Source organism: Nocardia rhizosphaerae (assembly GCF_042650365.1).
GTDB classification, from domain to species: domain Bacteria; phylum Actinomycetota; class Actinomycetes; order Mycobacteriales; family Mycobacteriaceae; genus Nocardia; species Nocardia rhizosphaerae.
The window spans coordinates 124,029-144,942 of sequence record NZ_JBHSBA010000001.1; the positions used below are offsets into that span (position 1 = coordinate 124,029).

The window sequence follows — 20,914 nt, forward strand, 5'->3', positions numbered from 1 at the left end:
CTGGCGGTATGAGTGATGTGAGCCGGATCCTCGGTCAGCTGGCCGCGCTGCCGGACGCGGAGTTGGTCGCGGTACTGCGGGCGGCCGTCGCCGGACGGCCCGGTCTCGGTGCGGTCGCCGCCGCACTCGCCCAGGCCGAGCTCGGTCATGCCGAGACCGGGCAGCCTGTGACTCTGGACACGGAGGTGTTCGACGCCGATGTGGTCCCCGTCGCATCGGACCAGGTCGAAGGCACGTTCCCGGTACCGCCGGTACCGCATGGGGTGCCCGGAGCCGCCGCACCCATCCCGACCGGCAGCTATTCCCCGTCTGGAGTGCCGACATTCGACGCGGTTCGCGATAAGGTCGAGCGGCGCTTCGGCACCGCGCAGGGGATGGGTGAGCTCGACCGGCAGACCCCGGCGGGCCGCAGTGCCGACGAACAGTGGGAGGCGCGGGAGAAGGCCGCGCGCGAGCGTCTGGAGCAGATCCGGAAATCGGTGCACGGCACCGATGCCGGCACCGGCGACGAGTAGCCGCAAGGTCCTCCCGTCCGAGCAACGACCGTGATGGGTGGACCCAGATGACGCAGGCGCGCCAGATCGCCGACCGACTGCTCGACGCGCAGGTGGAGTTCCTGCTCGCCGAGGTGACCGGCGAGCGTTTCGCCGAGGTGGTCGCGCGCGACGTGGCCGCGGTGCTCGCCGTCGGCGACACCATCGTCTTCGGCGATGTCGTCTCGCTCGCGCAGGGTGAGCAGACCGTGGCGACGGTATTCGACCGGATCGGCGGCAGCCCGGTCATCGCCGACACCGTCGGCATCTTCTCCGACGCCATCTACGACCATATCGCCGCCAACACCGAGTACACCCTCGGCGACGTCGTGGACCGGGAGCCGGTGGAGGCGCTGCTGGAGAAGATCTTCGGCATGCACCAGGCCCAGGAGCGCATCCTGGACCGGCTCACCGAGAGCCCGCTCGTCGCCACCGTCGCGGCCCGGTTCGTCGACAAGCTGCTCGGCGACTTCATGCAGGCCAATCGGGAACGCGCGGAGAAGATTCCGGGTGTCTCCTCGCTGATGTCGCTCGGCCAGTCCGCCGCCAACCGTGCCAAGAAGGTCGCCGACAGCACCTTCGTCGGCGACCTGGCGGGCAAGGGCGCGCTGTTCGCGCTCAAGCGCACCAACAACGCGATCCGCGACATGCTGCGCGACGCCCCGGTGCATTCGGCGGCGATGGAGTTCTGGGACCTGCACGCCGACGAGCCCGTCGCCGGCCTGCGGGAGTACCTCACCCAGAAGGACCTCAACGAACTGGTTCAGATCTGCTACGAGATCGCCGTGACGACCAGGGAGAAGGAGTATTTCGGCATGCTCGTGCGCGAGTGCGTCGAGGTGTTCTACCTGAAGTACCGCGACCACACGGTCAGCGCCATGCTGCCCGAGCTCGGCCTGACCGCCGAGGACATCGGCGCCGAGATCCTGCGCTACGGTCCGGCCGTCATCGAGGCGGCCAAGGCCAACGGCGTGCTCGCCGGCTTGATCCGTGAACGCCTGGAACCGTTCTTCTACTCCGAGCAGGTACTCGGCATCCTCGCCTGCGCCGAATGACGAGTGCGGCGGCTCGGCCTCGCCACCGAGTTCACCGGCCCACCGGCAGCCGCTGCAGCCATGCCTGGAGGTCGTCGACCGTCCCGCCGTTGTCGGCGTAGACCAGCAGCCGGTTCCGGTCGGGTCCGGGCGGTGCGGACACGATCGCCGGCCCGGCGAGGAAGTACGCCGTCATCCAGCCGGACATTCCACCGTCGACGTATTCGACGTGGCGCCAGTCGGGATTCAGGCCGATGATGGTCGATTCCCGGTCGGCGCGCGAGGGATAGGCAAGGATCGCGTACTGGGGTTCGTCCGTCCCCGGGCCGGGGACGCAGCGCCAGGCACCGGTCCAATCACCGAGATCGAGTCCGTTGAACTGATGTCCGGGCGGAGCGTGGGTACAGCGCACGCCCAGATTCGGCGAGCCGCCGTCGATGGCGGGTACCAGGGTGGGGAACGCGGTGTGGATCACGTCGTGGGGGTCGGGGGACAGGTGGTGATAGAGCAGGTATCCGCCGCTGCCCGCGGCGGTGGCGAGCACGATCGGCACCAGCCAGGCGAGGGGACGGAACCGCCGCCGCTTCGGCTGCCCCGCTCGGCGCCGGGGTGTCCGCGTCGGCCGGACGTTCGCTGACCGCGGTGTCGTCCGCGGGGACCGCGTCCCGAGCATCGTCGACTCGGCGGACCGGTCGGCGGGCTCACCGCCCGGCATCGCGGGGCGCACCGGTGCCGGTACTACCACGTCGGGACGCGCCGATGGTGCGGCGCGGCCGGGCACCGGGTGGGTGCGGGCGAGCCGGGCACTGTGTGCTCGGTGCCCGGCGGCGGGGACGGAGGGTCCGTCGACTCGTGCCGGGGCGGGCAGCAGCGTGCGCACGGGGCGGTCGGCACCGGGATCCGCGGGTGGGCGGCCGACGAGCGTCCGGCTCGGCACGGCGGCGCCGCCGACAGGCCGCCGAAGTGCCTGGGAGGTCCGGGTCGGTGAGTTTCCGTCCGGGCGAACGGATGGCTGAGCAGGTCGCGGCGCGGTGGGGTCGGTCCCGGTGAGCGCGGCGAGTGCGGCCTCGGCGAAGTCGGTGCAGGTGGGAAACCGTTCGGTGGGGCTCTTGGCGAGCCCCCGGGAGACGACGTCGTCGATCGTGGGTGGCAGATCGTCGCGTATCTCGGTGATCCGGGGCGGCGGCCGGTCCAGATGGCCGCGGATCACCGCGCCCGGGTTGTCGCCGGCGAACGGGGTGGTGCCGGTCAACATCCGGAACATGGTGCAGGCCAGGGAATATTGATCGGATCGCGCGTCGGGGACGGTACCGTCGAGCCGTTCCGGTGCGGCATAGGCGAGCGTGGCGGCGACGGAACCGGGTCGGGTGATCTGGGCGGAACTGTCTCGCAGCCATGCGATGCCGAAGTCGGTGAGCAGCGCGCGCTCCGGCTGGTCCGGTTCCGCGGAGAGGAGGATGTTCGCCGGCTTCACGTCGCGGTGCACGATGCCGCGCCGGTGGGCGAAGTCCAGGGCCCTGGCGATATCGGCGACGATCCGCGCGCTCCGCTCGGGCACGGCGGTCTCGGGATCAAGGGTGGCTGCGTCCACTCCGCGGACATACTGCATCGAGATCCACAACCGGTGCTGCTCGACGCCACGGTCGAATACCGTCACGATGTTGGGATGATCCAGCTGCGCGGTGACCGCGGCTTCCCGCTCGAACCGGACCCGCGAGACCTCGTCGGACGCCCCGTCCGGGTCGAGTACCTTCAGGGCGGTGAGTCGCGGCAGCCGCGGGTGCCGGGCGAGATACACCGATCCCATGCCGCCGCGGCCGAGCAGCCGTTCGATGCGGTGTCCGGCGAAGACGGCGCCGGATTCGAGCATGATCACCCCCGGGAGTACCGCATCCCGGTGGATGCCGGGCGCGCACGGCACGCGCCCGAACCACCCTACCCGGTACGCGGTGACCCGTATTCGTCGTCTGGGCAACGAAATCGGTATCGCGGGTGCTCGTCGGTATCGGCGGCGCGGAATTGTCCTGGAACGGCCTGTGAGCTTTCGGATACAGAACGGCCCATTCGTTTCCGGCACGTTGAGATCAGCACACGAAATCCGCACTGTGGCCCTCCCGGATTGACCGTCGCGGTACCCGCGGGCAAGTTGACACCTGACTTTCGCTGAGCCGCCGGGAGCTTCCCGCGGCCTCTCCCGAGGAGCAGGTGGGTGCGTTCACAATCCCGGCAGGCCGGGCTCATCCGGCCGCGCACCATCGCGGGCAGGCTCGCCCGGATTCTGGCGATCTCGCTGGTGCTGGTGCTCGCGCTGCTCGGGTTGGCGGCGGCGCCACAGCTCAGCGCGTTCGCGCGGAGTGGGGACACCGTGGACGCGGTCGCGGTGGCGCTGGCGGCGCAGGACCTGGTGCACGAGGTGCAGCGGGAACGCGGCCTGAGCAACGGGCTGCTCGGTGGCGACCCGCGGCTGGAGCAGCCGGTCGCCGACCAGCGCGCGGCCACCGACGTGGCGCTGCGCGCGGTATCCGGCGTCGTCGCGGCCGATCCGCCCGGCGCCGCCGAATTGCGGTCGGCCCTCGGGCAACTGAGCGGGCTGCCCGCGGTGCGTGCGCAGGTCGACACCCGGACGCTGTCGCGGCAGGCCGTGTTCCAGTTCTACTCCGACGCCATCGACGCGGTGAACCGGCTGACCCTCGGCCTCGACCAGGCCCGCGACCCGGAGGTGCGGCACGGACTGCAGGCGCTCTACGCGCTCGGCGACGCCAAGGAACACACGGGTCGGGAACGCGGCTTCCTCAACGGCGTGTTCGCCGCCGGCGAGTTCGCACCGGGGGAGTACGTGCAGTTCCTCGACATCCGGGCCGCCAAACACGCCGCGCTGGTCCAATTCGGCCGCGACGCCACCCCCGGCCAGCAGAACCGGCTCGACGCCGTGCTGTCCGGTGCCAGCGCCGCCGGGGCGGCCGAGGCGGAGAACATCGCGATCGCCTCGATGGCAGGCCCGCTGATCCAGCCGGTGGACCCGGCGCTGTGGTGGGCCGGGATGACCGAGGTGATCGACGCCGAACGCGCGGTGCAGCAGGCGGTCGGCGACGACATCCGGGCCAGGGCCGCGGACCTGCGCCGCACCGCCGCACTGGTGCTTGCCGCGTTCGCGCTGGCCGCACTGCTCGCGATCGCGGCCGAGATCGCCCTGGTGTTCGCCAGTATCCGCGCCATCGTGCGTCCGCTGGCCGGGCTCGCCGCCGAGGCCGACGACGTGGCCTCGCGCAGGCTCCCCGAGGTGATCGCCGCCTGGCGTGGCGCCGCCGACACCACGCCGGCGCCGCCCGCGCCCGTGCGTACGCCACCCGGTGCGAGTACCGAGATCGGCGCGGTGGCCGCCGCACTGGACCGGGTCCAGACCACCGCCTTCGAGCTCGCCTCCGAACAGGCGCTGGTGCGCCGCAACACCACCGAGTCGATGGCGAATCTGGCCCGCCGCAACCAGAACCTGGTGCGCAGGCAGCTCGGTCTGATCAGCGAGTTCGAGCGCACCGAGCTCGACCCGAAGGCGCTGTCGAACCTGTTCGAGCTCGACCATCTCGCGACCCGCATGCGCCGCAATGCAGAGAGCCTGCTCGTGCTCGTCGGGGAGGCGAGCCCGCGGCGCTGGGCCGAGCCGATCGCGCTCACCGATGTGATCCGGGCCGGGCTGTCGGAGGTCGACGACTACCGCCGGGTGGCGTTGCGCCGGGTCGACGACGTTGCGATCACCGGCGCGGTGGTCAGCGAACTCGCCCATGTGCTGGCCGAACTCATCGAGAACGGGCTCGCCTTCTCACCCCCTGATCTCGAGGTCGAGATCTACGGGCGCAAGGTCGCGGGCGGCTACCTGCTCGCCGTCGTCGACCACGGTGTCGGAATGCCCGCCGACCAGCTGGACGAGGCCAATGCCCGGCTGCGCGGCGAACAGGACTTCATCGTGGCCGCCACCCGCTACCTCGGGCACTACGTGGTGGGCAGGCTGGCCGGGCGCCTCGGTATCACGGTGGAGCTCAATACCTCCCCGGTCAGCGGGATCGTCGCCCGCCTGCTGCTTCCGCCCGGTCTGCTGGCCGCCGAGCACACACCGCGCTCGGCGGACTCCCGTGGCGAGCGCGGTCGAAGGGCGGATTCGCTCGAGTCGGACGCGGGGCACGGTCCTGAGGCGGGCTCGCGGGAACCCGGCGGCCGCGGCGGCGGTCCGGCGGAGCGTGATCGAGGGACGAATGCCGCGGAATCGGCCGGCGCGCGCGATCGTGGGACCGGCTCGCCGGGACCGGTCGGTGCGTACGGCCGGCGGGCGGGCTCGGCCGGAGACAGAGTGCACGCCGCGCCGATATCGGCTGACATGACGGTCGATGGCCGTGCCGCCGAGCCCGCGCGGCCCGAGGTGTCCCGGCACGGCCTGGCGGTCGATGCGAGTGCTCCCGAGCCGACGACCGGGGCGAACGAGTCCGCGTACACCCAGTTTCTCAGCAGCGCGCACCCGGTCGCCGCAGCTGACCCCGCCACGGTCGCCGGAGCACCGGACATCGTCGGCGCGCACGGTACCCGGCATCTTCCGGCCGGGGACGGCCTGGTCGACGGCGCCGCTACCGGCACGACGCAGCCGGGGAACGGGGCGCCGCGCAGCGGATCCCATGCCGGGGATCGAGCCGGTTCGCCGCAGGCGCGCACCAGGAGCGAGCAGCCTGCGACGAATCCGCGCGGATCCGCGAGCGAGCACGCGCGCAACGGCGGTCCCAGGAGTGAGCGGCCGGGTCCCGCTACGGGCGATCAGGTGCGCAACGGCGCGCAGGCACGTGAGCTGCCCGGACTCGCGGCCATCGAGCACGTCCGCACCAGCGTGCCCGGCGGCGAACCCGGTCCCGCCGCTGTCGAGCGCACCCGCAACGGCCTGGTCAAGCGCAGCAAGCGCACCAGGGTCACCGGAGCGCCGGACCGTCCGCGCCCGGTGCTGCGGCAAGACCGCCCACCGCTTGTGGACCGGACCCCAGACCAGACCCGATCCATGCTCGCCGCCTTCCGTACCGGCCACGAACGCGGTGGCGACGCCGCCCCGCCCGAGCCGACCCCACCGACCGATCGGAACCGACCACAGGAGCCCCGGTGACCACCCAGCTACCGACCGCCGACCCGCACACCTTCAACTGGCTGCTCGGCAACTTCGTCCGCAATACCGACGGCGTGCGCGACACCGTCGCCGTGTCCTCCGACGGCCTGCTCATCGCCATGTCCGACGGCCTGGACCGCACCGGCGCCGACCGGCTCGCCGCCATGGTGTCCGGCCTGTCCAGCCTGGCCCGCAGTGCCTCGCGCAGTTACGATTTCGACGGCCTGAAGCTGATCATGATCGAGATGAAGCGCGGCTTCCTGCTCGTCTCGGCGCTCGGCGACGGCAGCTGTCTCGGCGTGATCGCCGAGGGCGGCTGCGATGTGGGTCTGGTCGGCTACGAGATGGCGGTGCTCGCCGACCGCGCGGGCGCGCTGCTCGACCCGATGCTGATCGGCGAACTGCGAGAATCGTTGCGCCGATGAGAGATCCCGATCGCCCCCGGCTGCCCGATCCGCGCATGATCCCGATGCGCACCGCCACCGGCTGGCACGACGACAGCCCCGTCGGCGGGGTGCTCCCCGGCGACCATGCCGATGCCGACGATCGTTTCGTCCGCCCTTTCGTCGTCACGGCCGGGCGGACCGTGCCCGTGCTGGACGGCTTGCGGATCGAAAGTCTGGTGCAGGCACCGCCTTCGGCGCTCTCGGCTCCGCTGCGGTTCGAGGAACACACCGTCGTGCGGTTGTGCCAGCGACCGCATTCCATCGCCGAAGTCGGTGCCGCGCTGCGTGTTCCGGTCGGCATCGCCAAGGTGATCGTCAGCGATCTGGCCGCGGCCGGTCAGGTGACCGTCCGGGACGCGCCGGAGCTGTCGACCGCCGCCATCGAGAGGATCAGGGATCTTGTCCGGGCACTCTGACATCCGCGCGGCCGTGCCGCTGCCGTCGTCGGTGAAGATCGTGGTCAGCGGCGGCTTCGGCGTCGGCAAGACCACCTTCATCAGCGCCATCTCCGAAATAGAACCGCTGGTCACCGAGGCCGCGATGACCGAGGTGTCGATCGGCGTCGATGATCCGGGGCATCGCGCCGACAAGACCGCGACCACTGTCGCGCTCGACTTCGGCCGCATCACCCTTGACGATTCGCTGATCCTGTACCTGTTCGGCACGCCGGGACAGGACCGATTCGTCTTCCTGTGGGACGACCTCGCCGACGGCGCGCTCGGCGCGATCGTCATCGTCGACACCAGCCGCGTCGAGGACTGCTATCCGGTCCTGGACTACTTCGAGGACCACGGCACGCCGTTCGTCGTGGTGGTGAACCGCTTCGACAACGCCGCCCACTTCGACCTCGCCGAAGTCCGCGAAGCACTCGGCCTCGACGACTGGATCCCCGTCCTCGACTGCGACGCCCGCGCCCGCGACTCCGTCCGCGACGTCCTGGTCGCACTACTCGAACAGGTCCTGTTCCACCGGATGCGGCCCCGTCACCGGGAGGTGAGCTGATCGCTGTGCGGTGCGGGCGAGCCGAGGAGTCGGCATCGTGCCCGTACTCGCGAACATGACGCGGTTCTCGGTGTATCGAGCCCCGACCGGTAGCTGATGCGCGGCAGGTCGGAACCGGTGATTCGGCGGTCTTATCGGCAGCTCAGGACAGCGCCGCGGCGACTTCGGCGGCGGCTCGGGCGCCGGATTCCAGTGTGCCCTCGATGTAGCCGAGGCGTTCGGCCAGCGTCCCGGCTCCGTTGGCGGCCAGTCTAGAAGTACATGCCTGGACATCGATGTGGAGGGTGGTTGACAAGGTCGAGTGAACCGGGCGCCGGGGTGTCGCGTCCAAACCTGATGTCCGACTGAACTACTCGCCCATCGGGGGAATCAATGAGAATGCGACGACTGGCCGCGATCGCAGCGACGGGCGTCCTGGCCGCCACGCCGATCGGCGTCCTGGCCGCACCGGCCGCCGCAACGACGATGAACTGCGTGTACACGGGCCCAGTGGTGGGGCATCCTGGCATGCAGTACATCTGCTACGTCCATCACGACAACGGCTCGACGGAGGTCTTCTATGCGCCCGGACCCGCAGGCAGGATCTGACCCGGTTGTTCACGTCCTGCAGAACCCGCGGTTCGTGAACCAGGCCGACGGCACGGTGCGCGCCTACTACCCGGGTGACGACTGGTTCGTCGTTGGTACAGACCGGCAAGATGCTATCAGGCTGCTGCATGCGGAGTTCGACCGGCGGATGCAGGATCCTGCCTATGTCGCCGCGCATTGGGATCGCACGCAACGCCATCGCGACGGCCTCGAAGCCACGCCAGGGTTCGAGGTCACCGAGATCAGTCGCAGCGAGTACGAACACCGCACCAGCGGGCTCGGCGACCAGCTGCGTGGGACCGCCGACGCGGAAGACTGATCAGCGTTGGAAACCTCCCGGTACCCGATTCGGTACCGGGAGGTTTTCATGTTGCGGCGACGGGGGGTTCGGGCCGCAAGTGAGCGTGTCCGGGTGACCGCTGGCCCGCACCCGCTCAGCGGCTGCCCAGCGGGACCCCGAACAACGTGGCGAACTTGGCGGCCATGGTGTCACCGAGGAAGTCGAGGGCGCCGGGGGTGGCCGCCATGGTGCCCGCGTCGGAGATGGTGCAGCCGGGGGTGGCGGGCACGCCGTCGAGCCGGTCGCGCAGCCAGAGCAGGGCGGCGGGGCCGCCGACGACCTCGGCGACGATGTGTTCGCTGGCGTGGTCGCGGGTGTAGGTCAGGGAGGTGGCCGGGTCCTGGCAGTAGGTGTCGACCAGGGTGTCGGTGGCGGCGAGGGGCAGGATCTCGTCCCAGGCCGAATGCCACAGGAAAAGCGGCATATCGGGCACCGACTTGCCCATGCGGGTGTCGTCGAGCATCGCCGCGACCGGTGGATCGTCGAGCGGATTGCCGTCGGAGCCGATCATGCCGGTGAGATTCAGGAACGGCAGCAGGGCCGACTGGTACTGCACGCACAGCGGCGACTTGATCGCCGACAGGCCCTTGCCGAGCGGATCGAGCCGCTGGTCGAGATAGGCGGCGAAATCCGGGTACTCGCGAGTGAGGCCGAGGACGGCGGCGAAGACCAGCCCGGAGGTGAGCTGGTTGTTCGCCATGCTCAGCGCGGCGCCGAGATCGGCGCCGACCCCGCCTTCGGCCGCGCCGACGATGTTCAGTTCGGGGGCGTAGGAGGCGCGCAGCTCGGCGGCGTGCCCGGTCGCGATCGACCCGCCCGAGTATCCGTACAGCCCTACCGGCGCGGTCGGACCCACCTCGAGCGGCGCGAACGAGGTGGCCGCGCGGATTCCGTCGAGGGTGATCCGGCCCGCCAGCGGACCCGCCGCGTACGCCGAGTTCGGGCCCTGGTGGTCGGGGACGACGACGGCCCAGCCCTGGGCCAGCGCGGCCTGCGCGAACAGGAACTCGGCGGGCACCACGATCTGCCCGGCCACCGGCGCGACCGAAAGATGTTGCAGCGCATACGACGGCGCGCAATACCCGGCGGTGGAGTCCTCGGCCAGCTGCACCGACAGCAGCTTGCGCGGCTCGATCGCCTGCCCGCGTGGCTTGATCAGGGTGGCCACCGCCGGGATCGGCTCGTCGCGGCTGTTGTTGGAGCGATACGACACCTGCCAGGCGTCGACGTCGATCGGCAGCAGCCCGAAATCGGCGATCCGGACCTGCCGCGCGGCGATGATCGCGCCCGGTGCGGTCGCCGCCACCACCTCGGTGGGCGGGAGATAGAAGCCGGGGTCGAGTTCGGGCGGCAGCGGAATCACCGGTGCGGGCGCCACCGGAGCGGGCTCGGCGGCCACCGGCCCGGCCACTGCCACCGCCGTCGCCACGAGTACGCCCGTGAGCAGGGCCGACCAGCGCAGAGCGAACGAAGATCTCATCGTGCACAGTCCTCACATGAATTGAGACGTCTTCGTCTCAATGGCGGCTACTATGGCACGAATGTGGCGCAGGTCGCAATCAGCTCGCGGTGGTCAGTGCGTTGAGCAGGGTGGTGAAGACATCGACCAGCTCGTCGACCGGCGGGCGCGGATCGTCCAGGCTCCACTGGTGCACGGCACCGTTCACCGCGCCGATGAAGGCCGCCATGGCGACCCGCCAGCCACCGGGCGGGACCCGCACCCCGGCACGGCCTGCGGCGATCGCGGCGACCACCTCGCCCCACTCGTCGCGCACCCGTGCGCGATGTTCCTCGATCTCCGGGCTCACCCCGACGATGTCGACGAAAGCGACCTTGGCGCACCGGATGTCGTCGGTGATCGCGGTGGTGTACGCGCGGACCGCGGCGTCGATGAGCGTGCGCACATCGTCGGACCCGGCCGCCGCCAGCGCCGCGGCGACCGCGGCGCGTGCCTTGCCCTGCACCGCGTCGTACACCGCGACGAGCAGCTCCTCGCGCCCGGCGAACTGCTCGTAGAACTGCCTGCGCGAGAGTCCCGCCGCCGCGCACACCTCGGTCAGCGAACTGTTGGCATAGGTCTTCTCCGCGAAGACGGTGAGCCCGGCCTCGAGGAACAGCGCCCTGCGCTCGACCTGCCGCTCGGCCACCGAGGTGCCGGTGTAGTTGTGTCGGGTGCGTGCTGCTGCCACGTCCTCGACCCTACTGAGCCGCCCGCGGCGGCGACTGGCCCAGACACCCGGCGCGTCCCGTGGCTACACTCGCCGAGGTGGGCGAACAGAAGCAGCGGATGCTGGCGGGGGAGCTGTACCGCGACAACGATCCCGAACTCGTGGCGGAACGGCAACGGGCGCAACGGTTGTGCGACGAGTTCAACCGCACCGGCCCGGAGCAGACCGCGCACCGCAGCGCACTGCTGGGCGAACTCCTCGGCAAGGTGGGCGCGGGATCGTGGATCATGCCGCGCTTCCAGTGCGACTACGGCTACCTGATCGAGATCGGCGCCAACAGCTTCCTCAACTACGACGCGATCCTGCTCGACTGCGCGCCCATCGTGATCGGCGACGACTGCTCGATCGGCCCGCGTTGCCAGCTGCTCACGGCCCTGCACCCGATGGACGACCACGAGCGGCGGCGGCAGCGGTGGGAATCGGCCGCGCCGATCCGGATCGGGAACAACGCGTGGTTCGGCGGCGGGGTGATCGTGTGCCCCGGCGTCACGGTCGGCGACGACGTGGTGGTCGGTGCGGGCAGTGTCCTCACCCGTGATCTGCCGGACCGGGTGTTCGCCGCCGGCAATCCGGCGCGGGTTGTCCGCGCGCTGTAGTCCGGCCGGGGCGCGTCGCCGGGTCGCGCACCGGCACCGGCGGCAATACTGTCTTCTCATGGGCGAATCGCGAACCGTGCAGGAGCAGGAAGCGACCCGGCCGCTGCGCGAGGACATCCGGTTCCTCGGCGGCATCCTGGGCGACACCATCCGCGATCACGAAGGCCCCGAGGTCTTCGACCTGATCGAGCGGGTGCGCACCGAGGCCTTCCGGGTGCGCCGCGAGGAGGTGGAACGCAGCGCCGTCGCCGACATGCTCGACGGCACACCCACCGAGGTCGCCATCCCGCTGATCCGGGCGTTCAGCTATTTCGTGCTGCTGGCCAATCTGGCCGAGGACATCCAGCGCGACCGCCGCCGCGCCGCGCACGTCTCGGCGGGCGAGCCGCCGCAGGACTCGTCGCTGGCCGCCACCTACGCCAAACTCGACGCCGCCGCCCTCGACGGCGCGACGGTCGGCGAGCTGCTCACCGACGCGCTGGTCTCGCCGGTGATCACCGCGCACCCCACCGAGACCCGCCGCCGCACCGTCTTCGACACCCAGGCCAAGATCACCGAGCTGATGCGGGTGCGGCGCAGGCTGGAGCCGGGCGATCCCGCTCTCGACGACACCGAACTGCGGATCCGCCGCGAGGTGCTCACGCTGTGGCGGACGGCGCTGATCCGGTTGGCGCGCTTGCGGATCCAGGACGAGATCGCGGTGGGTCTGCGGTACTACGACCTGACTCTCTACGACGTCATCCCGGCGATCAACGCGCAGGTGCGGTCCGCGCTGCGGGCCCGCTGGCCCGAGGCGGATCTGCTGCCGCGCCCGATCCTGCGACCCGGGTCGTGGATCGGCGGTGATCGGGACGGCAACCCGTTCGTCACCGCGGACGTGGTGCTCACCGCCACCGGCCAGGCCGCGGCCTACGCCTTCGCCCGGTATCTCGACGAGCTGGTGGAGCTGGAGAAATCGCTGTCGCAGTCGGCCCGGCTGGTCCAGGTGAGTCCCGCGGTGGCCGCGCTGGCCGCGGCGGGCTATCCCGATCCGGCGGTGTTCGCCGACGAACCGTATCGTCGTGCGCTGCACGCGATCCGGGCCAGGCTCAGCGCCACCGCGGCCCGCGCGCTCGGCGAGCTGCCCGAGCACGGCCTCGACACCGGCGCGGCACCCTATCCGACGCCGCAGGCGGTGCTGGACGATCTCGACGCGATCGACGCCTCGATGCGCGCCAGTGGTGACGCGCTGCTCGCCGACGACCGGCTCGCCGCCCTTCGCCACGCCATCGAGACCTTCGGATTCCACCTGCAGGGCCTTGACCTGCGGCAGAACTCCGAGGTGCACGAGCAGGTGGTTGCCGAACTGCTGGCCTGGTCCGGGGCGCACGCCGACTACCTCGGCCTGCCCGAGGCCGACCGGGTCGAGCTGCTGGCGAACGAGTTGCGCACCCGCAGACCGCTGCTCGGCCCGAACGCCCGGCTGAGCGAGCTCGCCACCAAGGAACTCGGGGTGCTGCGCGCCGCGAAGCAGGCGATCGACACCTTCGGCGCCGCCGCCATCCCGAACTACATCATCAGCATGTGCACCTCGGTCAGCGACATGCTCGAGGCCGCCCTGCTGCTGAAGGAGGCGGGCATTCTCGATCCGGGGTCGGCCGAGGCGACGCCGCACAGCCCGGTCGGCATCGTGCCGCTGTTCGAGACCATCGCCGATCTCGGCGCGGGCGCGGCGACTCTCGGCGCCGCGCTGGAGGTGGGGGTCTATCGCGATCTGGTCGCCGCCGCGGGCATGCGGCAGGAGGTGATGCTCGGCTACTCCGATTCGAACAAGGACGGTGGGTATCTCGCCGCGAACTGGGCGCTGTATCGCGCCGAACTCGATCTGGTCGACCTCGCGCGCAAGACGGGTATCCGGCTGCGGCTGTTCCACGGTCGCGGCGGCACCGTCGGGCGTGGCGGTGGCCGCAGCTACGACGCCATCCTGGCCCAGCCCGCCGGCGCGGTGCGCGGTTCGCTGCGGCTCACCGAACAGGGCGAGGTGATCGCGGCGAAGTACTCCGAACAGGGTGCGGCACACCGCAATCTGGAGTCACTGCTCGCGGGGACGCTGGAGTCGACGCTGCTGGACGTGGAGGGCCTCGGCACCGACGCCGAGCCGGCCTACGAGATCCTCGACGAGCTGGCCGCTCGCGCCCGCGCCGCCTACGCGCGGCTGGTCCACGACACACCGGGTTTCGTCGAGTACTTCCGCCAGTCGACCCCGGTCGCCGAGGTGGGCGATCTCAATATCGGCAGCAGGCCCGCCTCCCGCAAACCCACCAGCTCGGTCGCGGATCTGCGCGCCATCCCGTGGGTGATGGCGTGGAGCCAGGCGCGGGTCATGCTGCCCGGCTGGTACGGCACCGGGACCGCGCTCGAGGACTGGGTGGCCGGTGATCCGCGGCGGCTGGCGCAGCTCACCGAGCTGTACCGGCGCTGGCCGTTCTTCCGCACGGTGCTGTCGAACCTGGCCCAGGTGATGGCCAAGAGCGATCTCGACATCGCCGCCCGCTACGCCGGACTGGTGGCCGACGAACAGCTGCGGACCACCATCTTCGGCATGATCCGCGACGAGCACGCCCGCACGATCCGGATGTACCTCGCGGTCACCGGCGACACCGAACTGCTCAGTGACAACCCGTCGCTGGCGGAGTCGATCCACAACCGGTTCCCCTACCTGGAGCCGCTGAATCAGCTCCAGGTGGACCTGCTGCGCAGGCTGCGCGGCGGTGACGATTCCGAGCTGGTGAAACGGGGCATCCTGCTGACCATGAACGGCCTCGCCACCGCGTTGCGCAACTCGGGCTAGAGGCAGACGCTGATGGTGAACGGGCCGACCGGGATACCAGCGCAGATGGACACCGAACCGACGACCGGCGCCGCGGTGGTGGCGGCCGCGGCGGCGGGACCGGCTCCGAGTGCGGTGACGGACAGGGCGATGGCGGCGACGGCGAGCGGCCGTGCGGTCTTGGCGAACATAGGCTGATCCTCGGGTAGAGCGGGTCGAACAGCCCCGCGGCGGGGCCGCCCCATCAGAACACGGGGCGGCGGCCGCTGTCCGCGACATCGCCGGAAACGTCTCAGCCGGCGACGATCGCTACCGCGTCGATCTCCACCAGCATCTCCGCACGGGGCAGGCCGGTGAAGACGGTCGTTCGGGAGGGCAGGACGCCGTTGGTGGTGTGCTCGGTGACGAACTCGCCATACGCTTCGTTCATGACCGCGAAATCCGCCCGATCGGTGAGGTAGACGCGCAGCATCACCACATCGTCGAAGGTGGCGCCCGCGGCCTCGACGATCGCGCGCACGTTCATCAGGGTGCGGGTGGTCTGGGCGGCGACATCGCCGGGGTGCAGGTACTCGTTGGTCGCCGGGTCGACCGGGCCCTGCCCGGAGACCTGGACGAACGGTCCCTTGCGCACGCCCTGGGAGAAGGTGTGGGCCGGGGCTGGAGCGTCGGTGGTGCGCACGGCGATCTTGTCGGACATGGGGTCAGCCTTTCCTCGGGGTGGGATCTCGGTGGGGTGTCCAGCCGAGTTCGGTGGAGATGGCCTCGGCGGTGGCCCGCAGCTGGGGCAGCAGGGCCAGGACCTGATCGTGATCGAGCAGCACGTCGGGGACCGAGATCGAGACGGCGGCGACCACCGCGCCGATCCCGTCGCGCACCGGCACTCCGACGCAGTTGACGAAACTCTCGTGCTCCTCGTGGTCCTCGGCGAACCCCTGCGCGGCGACCAGCGCCAGTTCCGCCAGATACTGCTCGGGAGTGCGCAGGGTCCGGTTCGTGAACGGGTGGTAGTCCAATCGCGCTGCCACCGAGGGCCATTCGGCTCGGGGCAGCGCGGCGACGAGCACCTTGCCGACCGCGGTGCAGTGCAGCGGGGCGGGGCGGCCGATGCGTGAGTACATCCGCACCGCCTGTTCGGCGTCGACCTTGTCGATGTAGACGGCGTCGCCGGATTCGTAGGCGGCCAGGTGCACAGTCTGGCCGGTGGCCGCGCCGAGCGCGCGCAGATGCGGGCGCGCGACCGTGCGGACATCGCGGTTCTCCAGTGCGCGACTGGCCAATTCGAACATCCGGGTGCCCAGCGAGTACCGGTGCGCGGCGTCGTGCACGACGAACCGGTCGGCCTGCATGGTCTGCAGCAGGCGCAGCACCGTCGATTTGTGCACGCCGAGCCGGGCAGCGAGCTCGTCGAGGGACTGCGAGTTCTCGCCGAGGGCGATGAGAATGGACAGGGCGCGCGACACGCTTTGACTCATGGCCAGATCGTCCCATCCGGTGCGTGGGGGTAGTCGAGCCCGGCCCAGTCCACCTCGGGTAGCGCCGCCAATCTTCGAAGGGCTTGTCCCGGAGGTAGTTTCGCCGCATCGCCGGTGGCGGTGAGGGCCGCCGCCGCGCACAGGTGGCCGTAGCGCAGGCGAGTGCGTGGGTCGGCGCCGTGCAGCAGCGCCGCCAGGTAGCCGCCGGCGAACGCGTCACCGGCGCCGATCCGCTCGGTGATGTCCAGGCTCAACGCGGGCACCTCGACCGCGGTGTCGTGGTCGAAACCGATCACGGTGTGCTGATCGTTCTTGACGATCAGCTGGGCAGGTTCGGGGAACAGCGCGCGTAGGGCGGCCGGGTCGCCGGTGCCGAACATCTCCTCGGCCTCGTCGGCGCCCAGCAGCACCACATCCGCGCCGCGGACATGCGCGGCGAGCTCGTCGGCGGCGGATTCGGCGCGCGAAGCCCACAGTGCCGGACGGTAGTTCAGGTCGAAGCTGACCAGACGTCCCCGCCGTGGGAGGCCGGTGAGCGTGCGGGTGAGATCGTTGGCCGAGGCAGAAAGGGCCACTGTGATTCCGGAGAAGTGCACCAGATCGGCGCGATCGAGCAGGCGGGCGGCGAGCCGGGGAGCGAGGTCGGCGGGCGACAGCGCGCTGGCCGCCGAGCCGCTGCGGTAGTAGTGCATCCGGCTGGAATGCGCGGGTAGGTCGTGCGGCGCGTCCGAGCCCGCACCGCGCTCCTTCACGTAGACCCCGGTGGGCCGGGCCGGATCGATCGCGACCGCGCCGACATCGACCCCTGCGGCGGCGAGCTGGGTGAGCAGATAGCGGCCGAAACCGTCGTCGCCGACCCGCGACAGCCAGGAGGCCGAGACGCCGAGCTGGCTGAGCACCATGGCCACATTCGCCTCGGCACCGCCCACGCCGCGCTCGAACCGTGCCGACTGCTCGAGCGGGCCCGGCTGGGCGACGAGCACGGCCATACCCTCGCCGACGGTGACCGCCCTCGGCGCCGCGGATGTTGCCTGTGTCACCTTTTCCGCCCTTTCGTGCTTGCCATCACTGCTCCTTGGATGCACAATAACGAGCAGAAACACTCAGTGCAACCATTGTTGCAAATAGTGCAATGCAAAATCGGAATGGTAGATCGGGTGAACCTACCCCGGTCCACGGAAGGACAGCTGTGACTATCGACAACGCCGTCGTAGACGCGCTCGCCGACGAGTCGCTCGGGCCGAGGGACAAGAGCGTGCCGCCCGGCGCCTGGGGGCGCTCCGCGCGCGAATATCTCGCGGGCGCAACCGAACTCGCGCAGTGGCAGACCCCGCTGCTGACCCTCGATCGGGAACGGCTCGACACCAACCTGGCGCTGATGGCGCGCTGGACCGCCGACGCCGGAGTCGCGCTGGCACCGCACGGCAAGACCACCATGGCGCCGCAGCTGTGGCGCGAACAGCTCGACGCGGGCGCGTGGGCGATCACCTTGGCCACCGGCTGGCAGGCGCAGGTGGCGCGATCGTTCGGGGTCGGCCGGATCCTGTTGGCCAACACGCTGGTCGATCCGGCCGGATTGAACTGGGCCGCAGCGGAATCCGCGCGCGACACCGGCTTCGAGCTCTACTGCTGGGCCGACAGCGTGGCCACCGTGGAACTGATGGACAAGATCCTGCGCGACACCCCGGCCGCGCCACCGGTGCGGGTGCTGGTCGAACTCGGTGGCGCGCACGGACGCACCGGCGCCAGGACCCGCGCCGAGGCGCACGCGGTCGCGGCCGCCGTCGGCGCGGGTGAGCGGGTGGTCCTGGCCGGGGTCGGCGGCTACGAAGGCGCGCTCGCGCACGACCGCAGCGCCGCCGGGCTGGCCGCGGTGCGCGGTTACCTCGGCGAACTCGCCGCCCTGCACACCGAACTCGCGGCCGCGGGCGCCTACCCAGGGCCCGCCGTCGTCACCGCGGGTGGCAGCGCCTACCCCGAACTGGTCGTCGCGGAGCTCGCCGCACTCGCAGGCGCCGACACCACGGTCGTGCTGCGCAGCGGCGCCTACCTCGTGCACGACGACGGGTTCTACGCCGGCATCTCCCCGCTCACCGAACCTGCGGTGCGGCCGGGGCTGCGCGCGGCCATGCACGGCTGGGCGCGGGTCGTCTCCCGGCCCGAACCGGAATTGGCCCTGCTCGACGGCGGCAAGCGCGACTTCCCCTTCGACGAAGGCCTGCCGACCGCGCAGCTGGCGATCGGCGCCACGCTGCCCGCGGGCGCCGAGGTGAGCGCGCTCAACGATCAGCACACCTTCCTGCGGCTGCCCGGCGCCGCGGCCACCGATCTTCCCGTCGGCACCATCGTGCGGCTCGGACTGTCGCATCCGTGCACCGCCTTCGACAAGTGGCGGTGCATCCCCGTACTCGACAGCGCCGAGGCCGCAGCGCCCCGCGTGGTCGACCTGATCCGCACCTTCTTCTGACGGATGATCATGACGGACTTGCTCTTCCGCGACATCGACATCGTCGACGGCACCGGCGCGCCGCGCCGTCGCGGCGATCTGCTGATCCGCGACGGCCGGATCGCCGCGACGGGTGCGCCCGGCTCGATCACCGCGCCCGCGCGCGTCGTCGAGACCGCGCCGGGTGCGGTGCTCGCGCCCGGATTCATCGATATGCACGCGCATTCCGACCTCTACCTGCTCACCCACCCGGACCACGTCCCGAAGATCACCCAGGGCGTCACCACCGAGGTGATCGGCCAGGACGGCCTGTCCTACGCCCCGATCGACGACGCCGCACTCGCGGTGGTGCGCAAGCAGATCGCGGGCTGGAACGGCAATCCCGCCGATTTCGACTTCTCCTGGCGCACCGTCGGGGAGTACCTGGACCGGCTCGACCAGGGCATCACCCCGAACGCCGCCTACCTGGTACCGCAGGGCACGCTGCGCCTGCTCGTGGTCGGCAGCGAGCAGCGCGCGGCCACACCGGCCGAGATCGATCGGATGTGCGCGCTGCTGGCGCGCAGCCTCGACGAGGGCGGGGTCGGCATGTCCAGCGGGCTCACCTATACGCCCGGCATGTACGCCGATACCGGTGAACTCGCCGCGCTGTGCGCCGTCGTCGCCCGCTACGGCGGCTTCTACGCCCCGCACACCCGCTCCTACGGGGCGGGCGCGCTGGCGGCCTACGCCGAGATGATCGGTCTGGCCGAGTCCACCGGCTGCGCCCTGCACCTCACCCACGCCACCATGAACTTCGGCGTGAACCGCGGTCGCGCACCGGAATTCCTCGACATGGTCGCGCGAGCACGGACCGAGGGCGCCGACATCACCCTCGACACCTATCCCTATCTGCCCGGGTCGACGACCCTGTCGGCGCTGCTGCCGAGCTGGGCCATGTCCGGCGGCCCCGATGCCGCGCTGGCCAGACTCGACGACCCGGCCGCACGGGCCGCGATCGTGGCCGACGTGAACGTCAACGGCTCCGACGGCTGTCACGGTGTCACCGTCGAATGGGAGACCATCCAGATCAGTGGTGTGGCGACCGAGGAGCTGTCGGGCTGTGTCGGGCGCACCGTCGCCGAGATCGCCGCCGACGAGGGCAGGCCACCGGTCGAGGTGTTCTTCGAGCTGCTGCGTCGCGACCAGCTCGCGACCACCATCCTGCAGCACGTTGGCCACGAGGAGAACGTGCGCGCGATCATGGTCGACCCTGGCCATATGGGCGGCAGCGACGGCCTGCTGGTCGGCGCGCGTCCGCATCCGCGGGCGTGGGGCACCTTCCCGCGCTACCTGTCCCGGTATGTCCGCGAGCTCGGCGTGCTCGAGCTGGAGGACTGTGTGCACCACCTGACCGGTCGCCCGGCGGCCCGGCTGCGGCTGGCCGATCGTGGCCTGATCCGGCCCGGCTACGCCGCCGACCTCGTCGTCTTCGACCCGGCCGCGATCCATGACACCGCGACCTTCGAACAACCGTGCCGACAGGCGCGTGGCATCCAGCACGTGCTGGTCAACGGCGCGTTCGCGCTGGCGGACGGCAGCGCGACCGGTGTGCGCGCCGGACGGGCCCTGCGCATGGACGCCACGCGAAAGGAGACCCGATGAACCCGCTGCTCAGCTCCTCGTCCGAGGCCATGGCCGTGATCAGGGCCGACCGCGCGCTCACCGTGGTCCGCGCGCCCGAGATCCCCGACCCGGTCGCGCTCGCCGAAACCCTCGCCGGAGCGGGGATCCGCGCGGTCGAACTCACCTTCACCACCCTCGGCGTGCTCGACGCGGTCCGCAGGGCCTCGGCGTCGGCGGCGATCGTCGGCGTCGGGACGGTCACCACCCGCGCACAGGCCGAGGCCGCCGTCGACGCGGGCGCCCGGTTCCTGGTGACGCCCGCACTGCGCACCGAGGTGGCCGAAGTCGCGGTGGCACACCAGGTTCCGGTCGTCATGGGGGCCTTCACCCCGTCGGAGGTGCTCACCGCGGTCGAGCTCGGCGCCGCGGCGGTGAAGATCTTCCCGGCCCGCGCGCTCGGTCCGGCCTATCTGCAGGATCTGCACGGGCCGTTCCCACACGTGCACCTGATTCCCTCCGGCGGTGTCAATGCCGGCAACGCCCGCGACTACCTGCGGGCGGGCGCGGTCGCCGTCACCGCGGGCACCGATGTGGTCGCCCCCGCCGACGTCGTGAGTTCGCGTTGGTCCCGGATCGGCGCCAATGCCGAACGCTTCGTCCATTCGCTTGATTGAGAGG

General features: G+C 70.9%; 21 protein-coding genes. 13 read left to right on the forward strand and 8 right to left on the reverse strand.

The features are described 5' to 3' along the window. The first annotated feature begins 8 nt into the window (after nt 1–8). Both ACFOW8_RS00645 and ACFOW8_RS00650 read left to right on the forward strand, forming a co-directional pair. Nucleotides 9–515 carry a hypothetical protein gene (locus ACFOW8_RS00645; RefSeq protein ID WP_378543701.1) on the forward strand — a complete coding sequence of 169 codons (507 nt, stop codon included), beginning with the start codon at nt 9–11 and terminating at the stop codon, nt 513–515. Between the two features lie 47 nt (nt 516–562). After that, complete coding sequence (locus ACFOW8_RS00650; protein ID WP_378543704.1) at nt 563–1,588, forward strand: hypothetical protein; 1,026 nt, start codon at nt 563–565, stop codon at nt 1,586–1,588. A gap of 31 nt (nt 1,589–1,619) precedes the next feature. On the opposite strand, the gene ACFOW8_RS00655 is transcribed toward ACFOW8_RS00650, so the two are convergent. Next, nucleotides 1,620–3,437 (reverse strand): serine/threonine-protein kinase, encoded by a 1,818-nt coding sequence (locus ACFOW8_RS00655; protein WP_378543883.1) that lies wholly within the window; start codon nt 3,435–3,437, stop codon nt 1,620–1,622. A gap of 339 nt (nt 3,438–3,776) precedes the next feature. Here ACFOW8_RS00655 and ACFOW8_RS00660 point away from each other — a divergent pair, with 339 nt between their 5' ends. From ACFOW8_RS00660 to ACFOW8_RS00675, 4 genes are read left to right on the forward strand one after another with little or no spacing between them, the layout of a single operon-like run. Then, nucleotides 3,777–6,701: a sensor histidine kinase gene (locus ACFOW8_RS00660; RefSeq protein ID WP_378543707.1), complete on the forward strand. Its 2,925-nt coding sequence runs from the start codon at nt 3,777–3,779 to the stop codon at nt 6,699–6,701. Continuing rightward, entirely contained in the window at nt 6,698–7,126 is a 429-nt protein-coding gene (locus ACFOW8_RS00665; RefSeq protein WP_378543710.1) for a roadblock/LC7 domain-containing protein, read from the forward strand. The genes ACFOW8_RS00660 and ACFOW8_RS00665 overlap by 4 nt, the downstream gene beginning before the upstream one ends. Further along, on the forward strand, nt 7,123–7,563 hold the full coding sequence (locus ACFOW8_RS00670; protein ID WP_378543713.1) for a DUF742 domain-containing protein: 441 nt from the start codon (nt 7,123–7,125) through the stop codon (nt 7,561–7,563). The genes ACFOW8_RS00665 and ACFOW8_RS00670 overlap by 4 nt, the downstream gene beginning before the upstream one ends. Then, the gene (locus ACFOW8_RS00675; protein ID WP_449289749.1) at nt 7,544–8,149 is read left to right on the forward strand and encodes a GTP-binding protein; all 606 of its coding nucleotides are present in this window, start codon (nt 7,544–7,546) and stop codon (nt 8,147–8,149) included. The genes ACFOW8_RS00670 and ACFOW8_RS00675 overlap by 20 nt, the downstream gene beginning before the upstream one ends. Nucleotides 8,150–8,291: 142 nt before the next feature. Here ACFOW8_RS00675 and ACFOW8_RS00680 read toward each other — a convergent pair whose 3' ends face one another. Beyond that, complete coding sequence (locus tag ACFOW8_RS00680) at nt 8,292–8,444, reverse strand: hypothetical protein (RefSeq protein ID WP_378543717.1); 153 nt, start codon at nt 8,442–8,444, stop codon at nt 8,292–8,294. A 77-nt stretch (nt 8,445–8,521) separates the two neighbouring features. On the opposite strand from ACFOW8_RS00680, the gene ACFOW8_RS00685 reads away from it, so the two are divergent. Next, nucleotides 8,522–8,737 carry a hypothetical protein gene (locus ACFOW8_RS00685; RefSeq protein WP_378543720.1) on the forward strand — a complete coding sequence of 72 codons (216 nt, stop codon included), beginning with the start codon at nt 8,522–8,524 and terminating at the stop codon, nt 8,735–8,737. Continuing rightward, complete coding sequence (locus ACFOW8_RS00690; protein WP_378543723.1) at nt 8,709–9,056, forward strand: hypothetical protein; 348 nt, start codon at nt 8,709–8,711, stop codon at nt 9,054–9,056. Before ACFOW8_RS00685 ends, ACFOW8_RS00690 begins: the two co-directional genes overlap by 29 nt. 115 nt (nt 9,057–9,171) lie before the next feature. On the opposite strand, the gene ACFOW8_RS00695 is transcribed toward ACFOW8_RS00690, so the two are convergent. Both ACFOW8_RS00695 and ACFOW8_RS00700 read right to left on the reverse strand, forming a co-directional pair. Further along, complete coding sequence (locus ACFOW8_RS00695; protein ID WP_378543726.1) at nt 9,172–10,557, reverse strand: lipase family protein; 1,386 nt, start codon at nt 10,555–10,557, stop codon at nt 9,172–9,174. A gap of 79 nt (nt 10,558–10,636) precedes the next feature. Next, nucleotides 10,637–11,266: a TetR/AcrR family transcriptional regulator gene (locus ACFOW8_RS00700; RefSeq protein WP_378543729.1), complete on the reverse strand. Its 630-nt coding sequence runs from the start codon at nt 11,264–11,266 to the stop codon at nt 10,637–10,639. A gap of 77 nt (nt 11,267–11,343) precedes the next feature. Between ACFOW8_RS00700 and ACFOW8_RS00705 the strand changes: the two genes are divergently transcribed. Both ACFOW8_RS00705 and ppc read left to right on the forward strand, forming a co-directional pair. Beyond that, the gene (locus ACFOW8_RS00705; protein ID WP_378543732.1) at nt 11,344–11,901 is read left to right on the forward strand and encodes a sugar O-acetyltransferase; all 558 of its coding nucleotides are present in this window, start codon (nt 11,344–11,346) and stop codon (nt 11,899–11,901) included. A 58-nt stretch (nt 11,902–11,959) separates the two neighbouring features. Next, nucleotides 11,960–14,731 carry a phosphoenolpyruvate carboxylase gene (gene ppc / locus ACFOW8_RS00710; protein ID WP_378543735.1) on the forward strand — a complete coding sequence of 924 codons (2,772 nt, stop codon included), beginning with the start codon at nt 11,960–11,962 and terminating at the stop codon, nt 14,729–14,731. Here ppc and ACFOW8_RS00715 read toward each other — a convergent pair. The 4 genes from ACFOW8_RS00715 to ACFOW8_RS00730 form a co-directional block, all read right to left on the reverse strand. Then, nucleotides 14,728–14,901, reverse strand: a complete 174-nt coding sequence (locus tag ACFOW8_RS00715; RefSeq protein ID WP_378543738.1) for a hypothetical protein — start codon at nt 14,899–14,901, stop codon at nt 14,728–14,730. The two genes, ppc and ACFOW8_RS00715, sit on opposite strands and share 4 nt — an antisense overlap. A 101-nt stretch (nt 14,902–15,002) precedes the next feature. Continuing rightward, complete coding sequence (locus ACFOW8_RS00720) at nt 15,003–15,410, reverse strand: RidA family protein (RefSeq protein ID WP_378543741.1); 408 nt, start codon at nt 15,408–15,410, stop codon at nt 15,003–15,005. 4 nt (nt 15,411–15,414) lie between these two features. After that, complete coding sequence (locus ACFOW8_RS00725) at nt 15,415–16,185, reverse strand: IclR family transcriptional regulator (RefSeq protein WP_378543744.1); 771 nt, start codon at nt 16,183–16,185, stop codon at nt 15,415–15,417. Further along, nucleotides 16,182–17,225, reverse strand: coding sequence for a sugar kinase (locus ACFOW8_RS00730; RefSeq protein WP_378543747.1), 1,044 nt, complete (start codon nt 17,223–17,225; stop codon nt 16,182–16,184). The genes ACFOW8_RS00725 and ACFOW8_RS00730 overlap by 4 nt, the downstream gene beginning before the upstream one ends. 92 nt (nt 17,226–17,317) lie before the next feature. Between ACFOW8_RS00730 and ACFOW8_RS00735 the strand changes: the two genes are divergently transcribed. The 3 genes from ACFOW8_RS00735 to ACFOW8_RS00745 are packed head-to-tail and all read left to right on the forward strand — an operon-like array spanning nt 17,318 to nt 20,910. Beyond that, nucleotides 17,318–18,652 carry an amino acid deaminase gene (locus ACFOW8_RS00735; RefSeq protein WP_378543750.1) on the forward strand — a complete coding sequence of 445 codons (1,335 nt, stop codon included), beginning with the start codon at nt 17,318–17,320 and terminating at the stop codon, nt 18,650–18,652. Nucleotides 18,653–18,661: 9 nt separating this feature from the next. Further along, nucleotides 18,662–20,275, forward strand: a complete 1,614-nt coding sequence (locus tag ACFOW8_RS00740; protein WP_378543753.1) for an N-acyl-D-amino-acid deacylase family protein — start codon at nt 18,662–18,664, stop codon at nt 20,273–20,275. After that, a complete protein-coding gene (locus tag ACFOW8_RS00745; RefSeq protein WP_378543756.1) occupies nt 20,272–20,910 on the forward strand; it encodes a bifunctional 4-hydroxy-2-oxoglutarate aldolase/2-dehydro-3-deoxy-phosphogluconate aldolase in 639 nt (212 codons plus the stop codon). The genes ACFOW8_RS00740 and ACFOW8_RS00745 overlap by 4 nt, the downstream gene beginning before the upstream one ends. Nucleotides 20,911–20,914 lie beyond the last annotated feature (4 nt).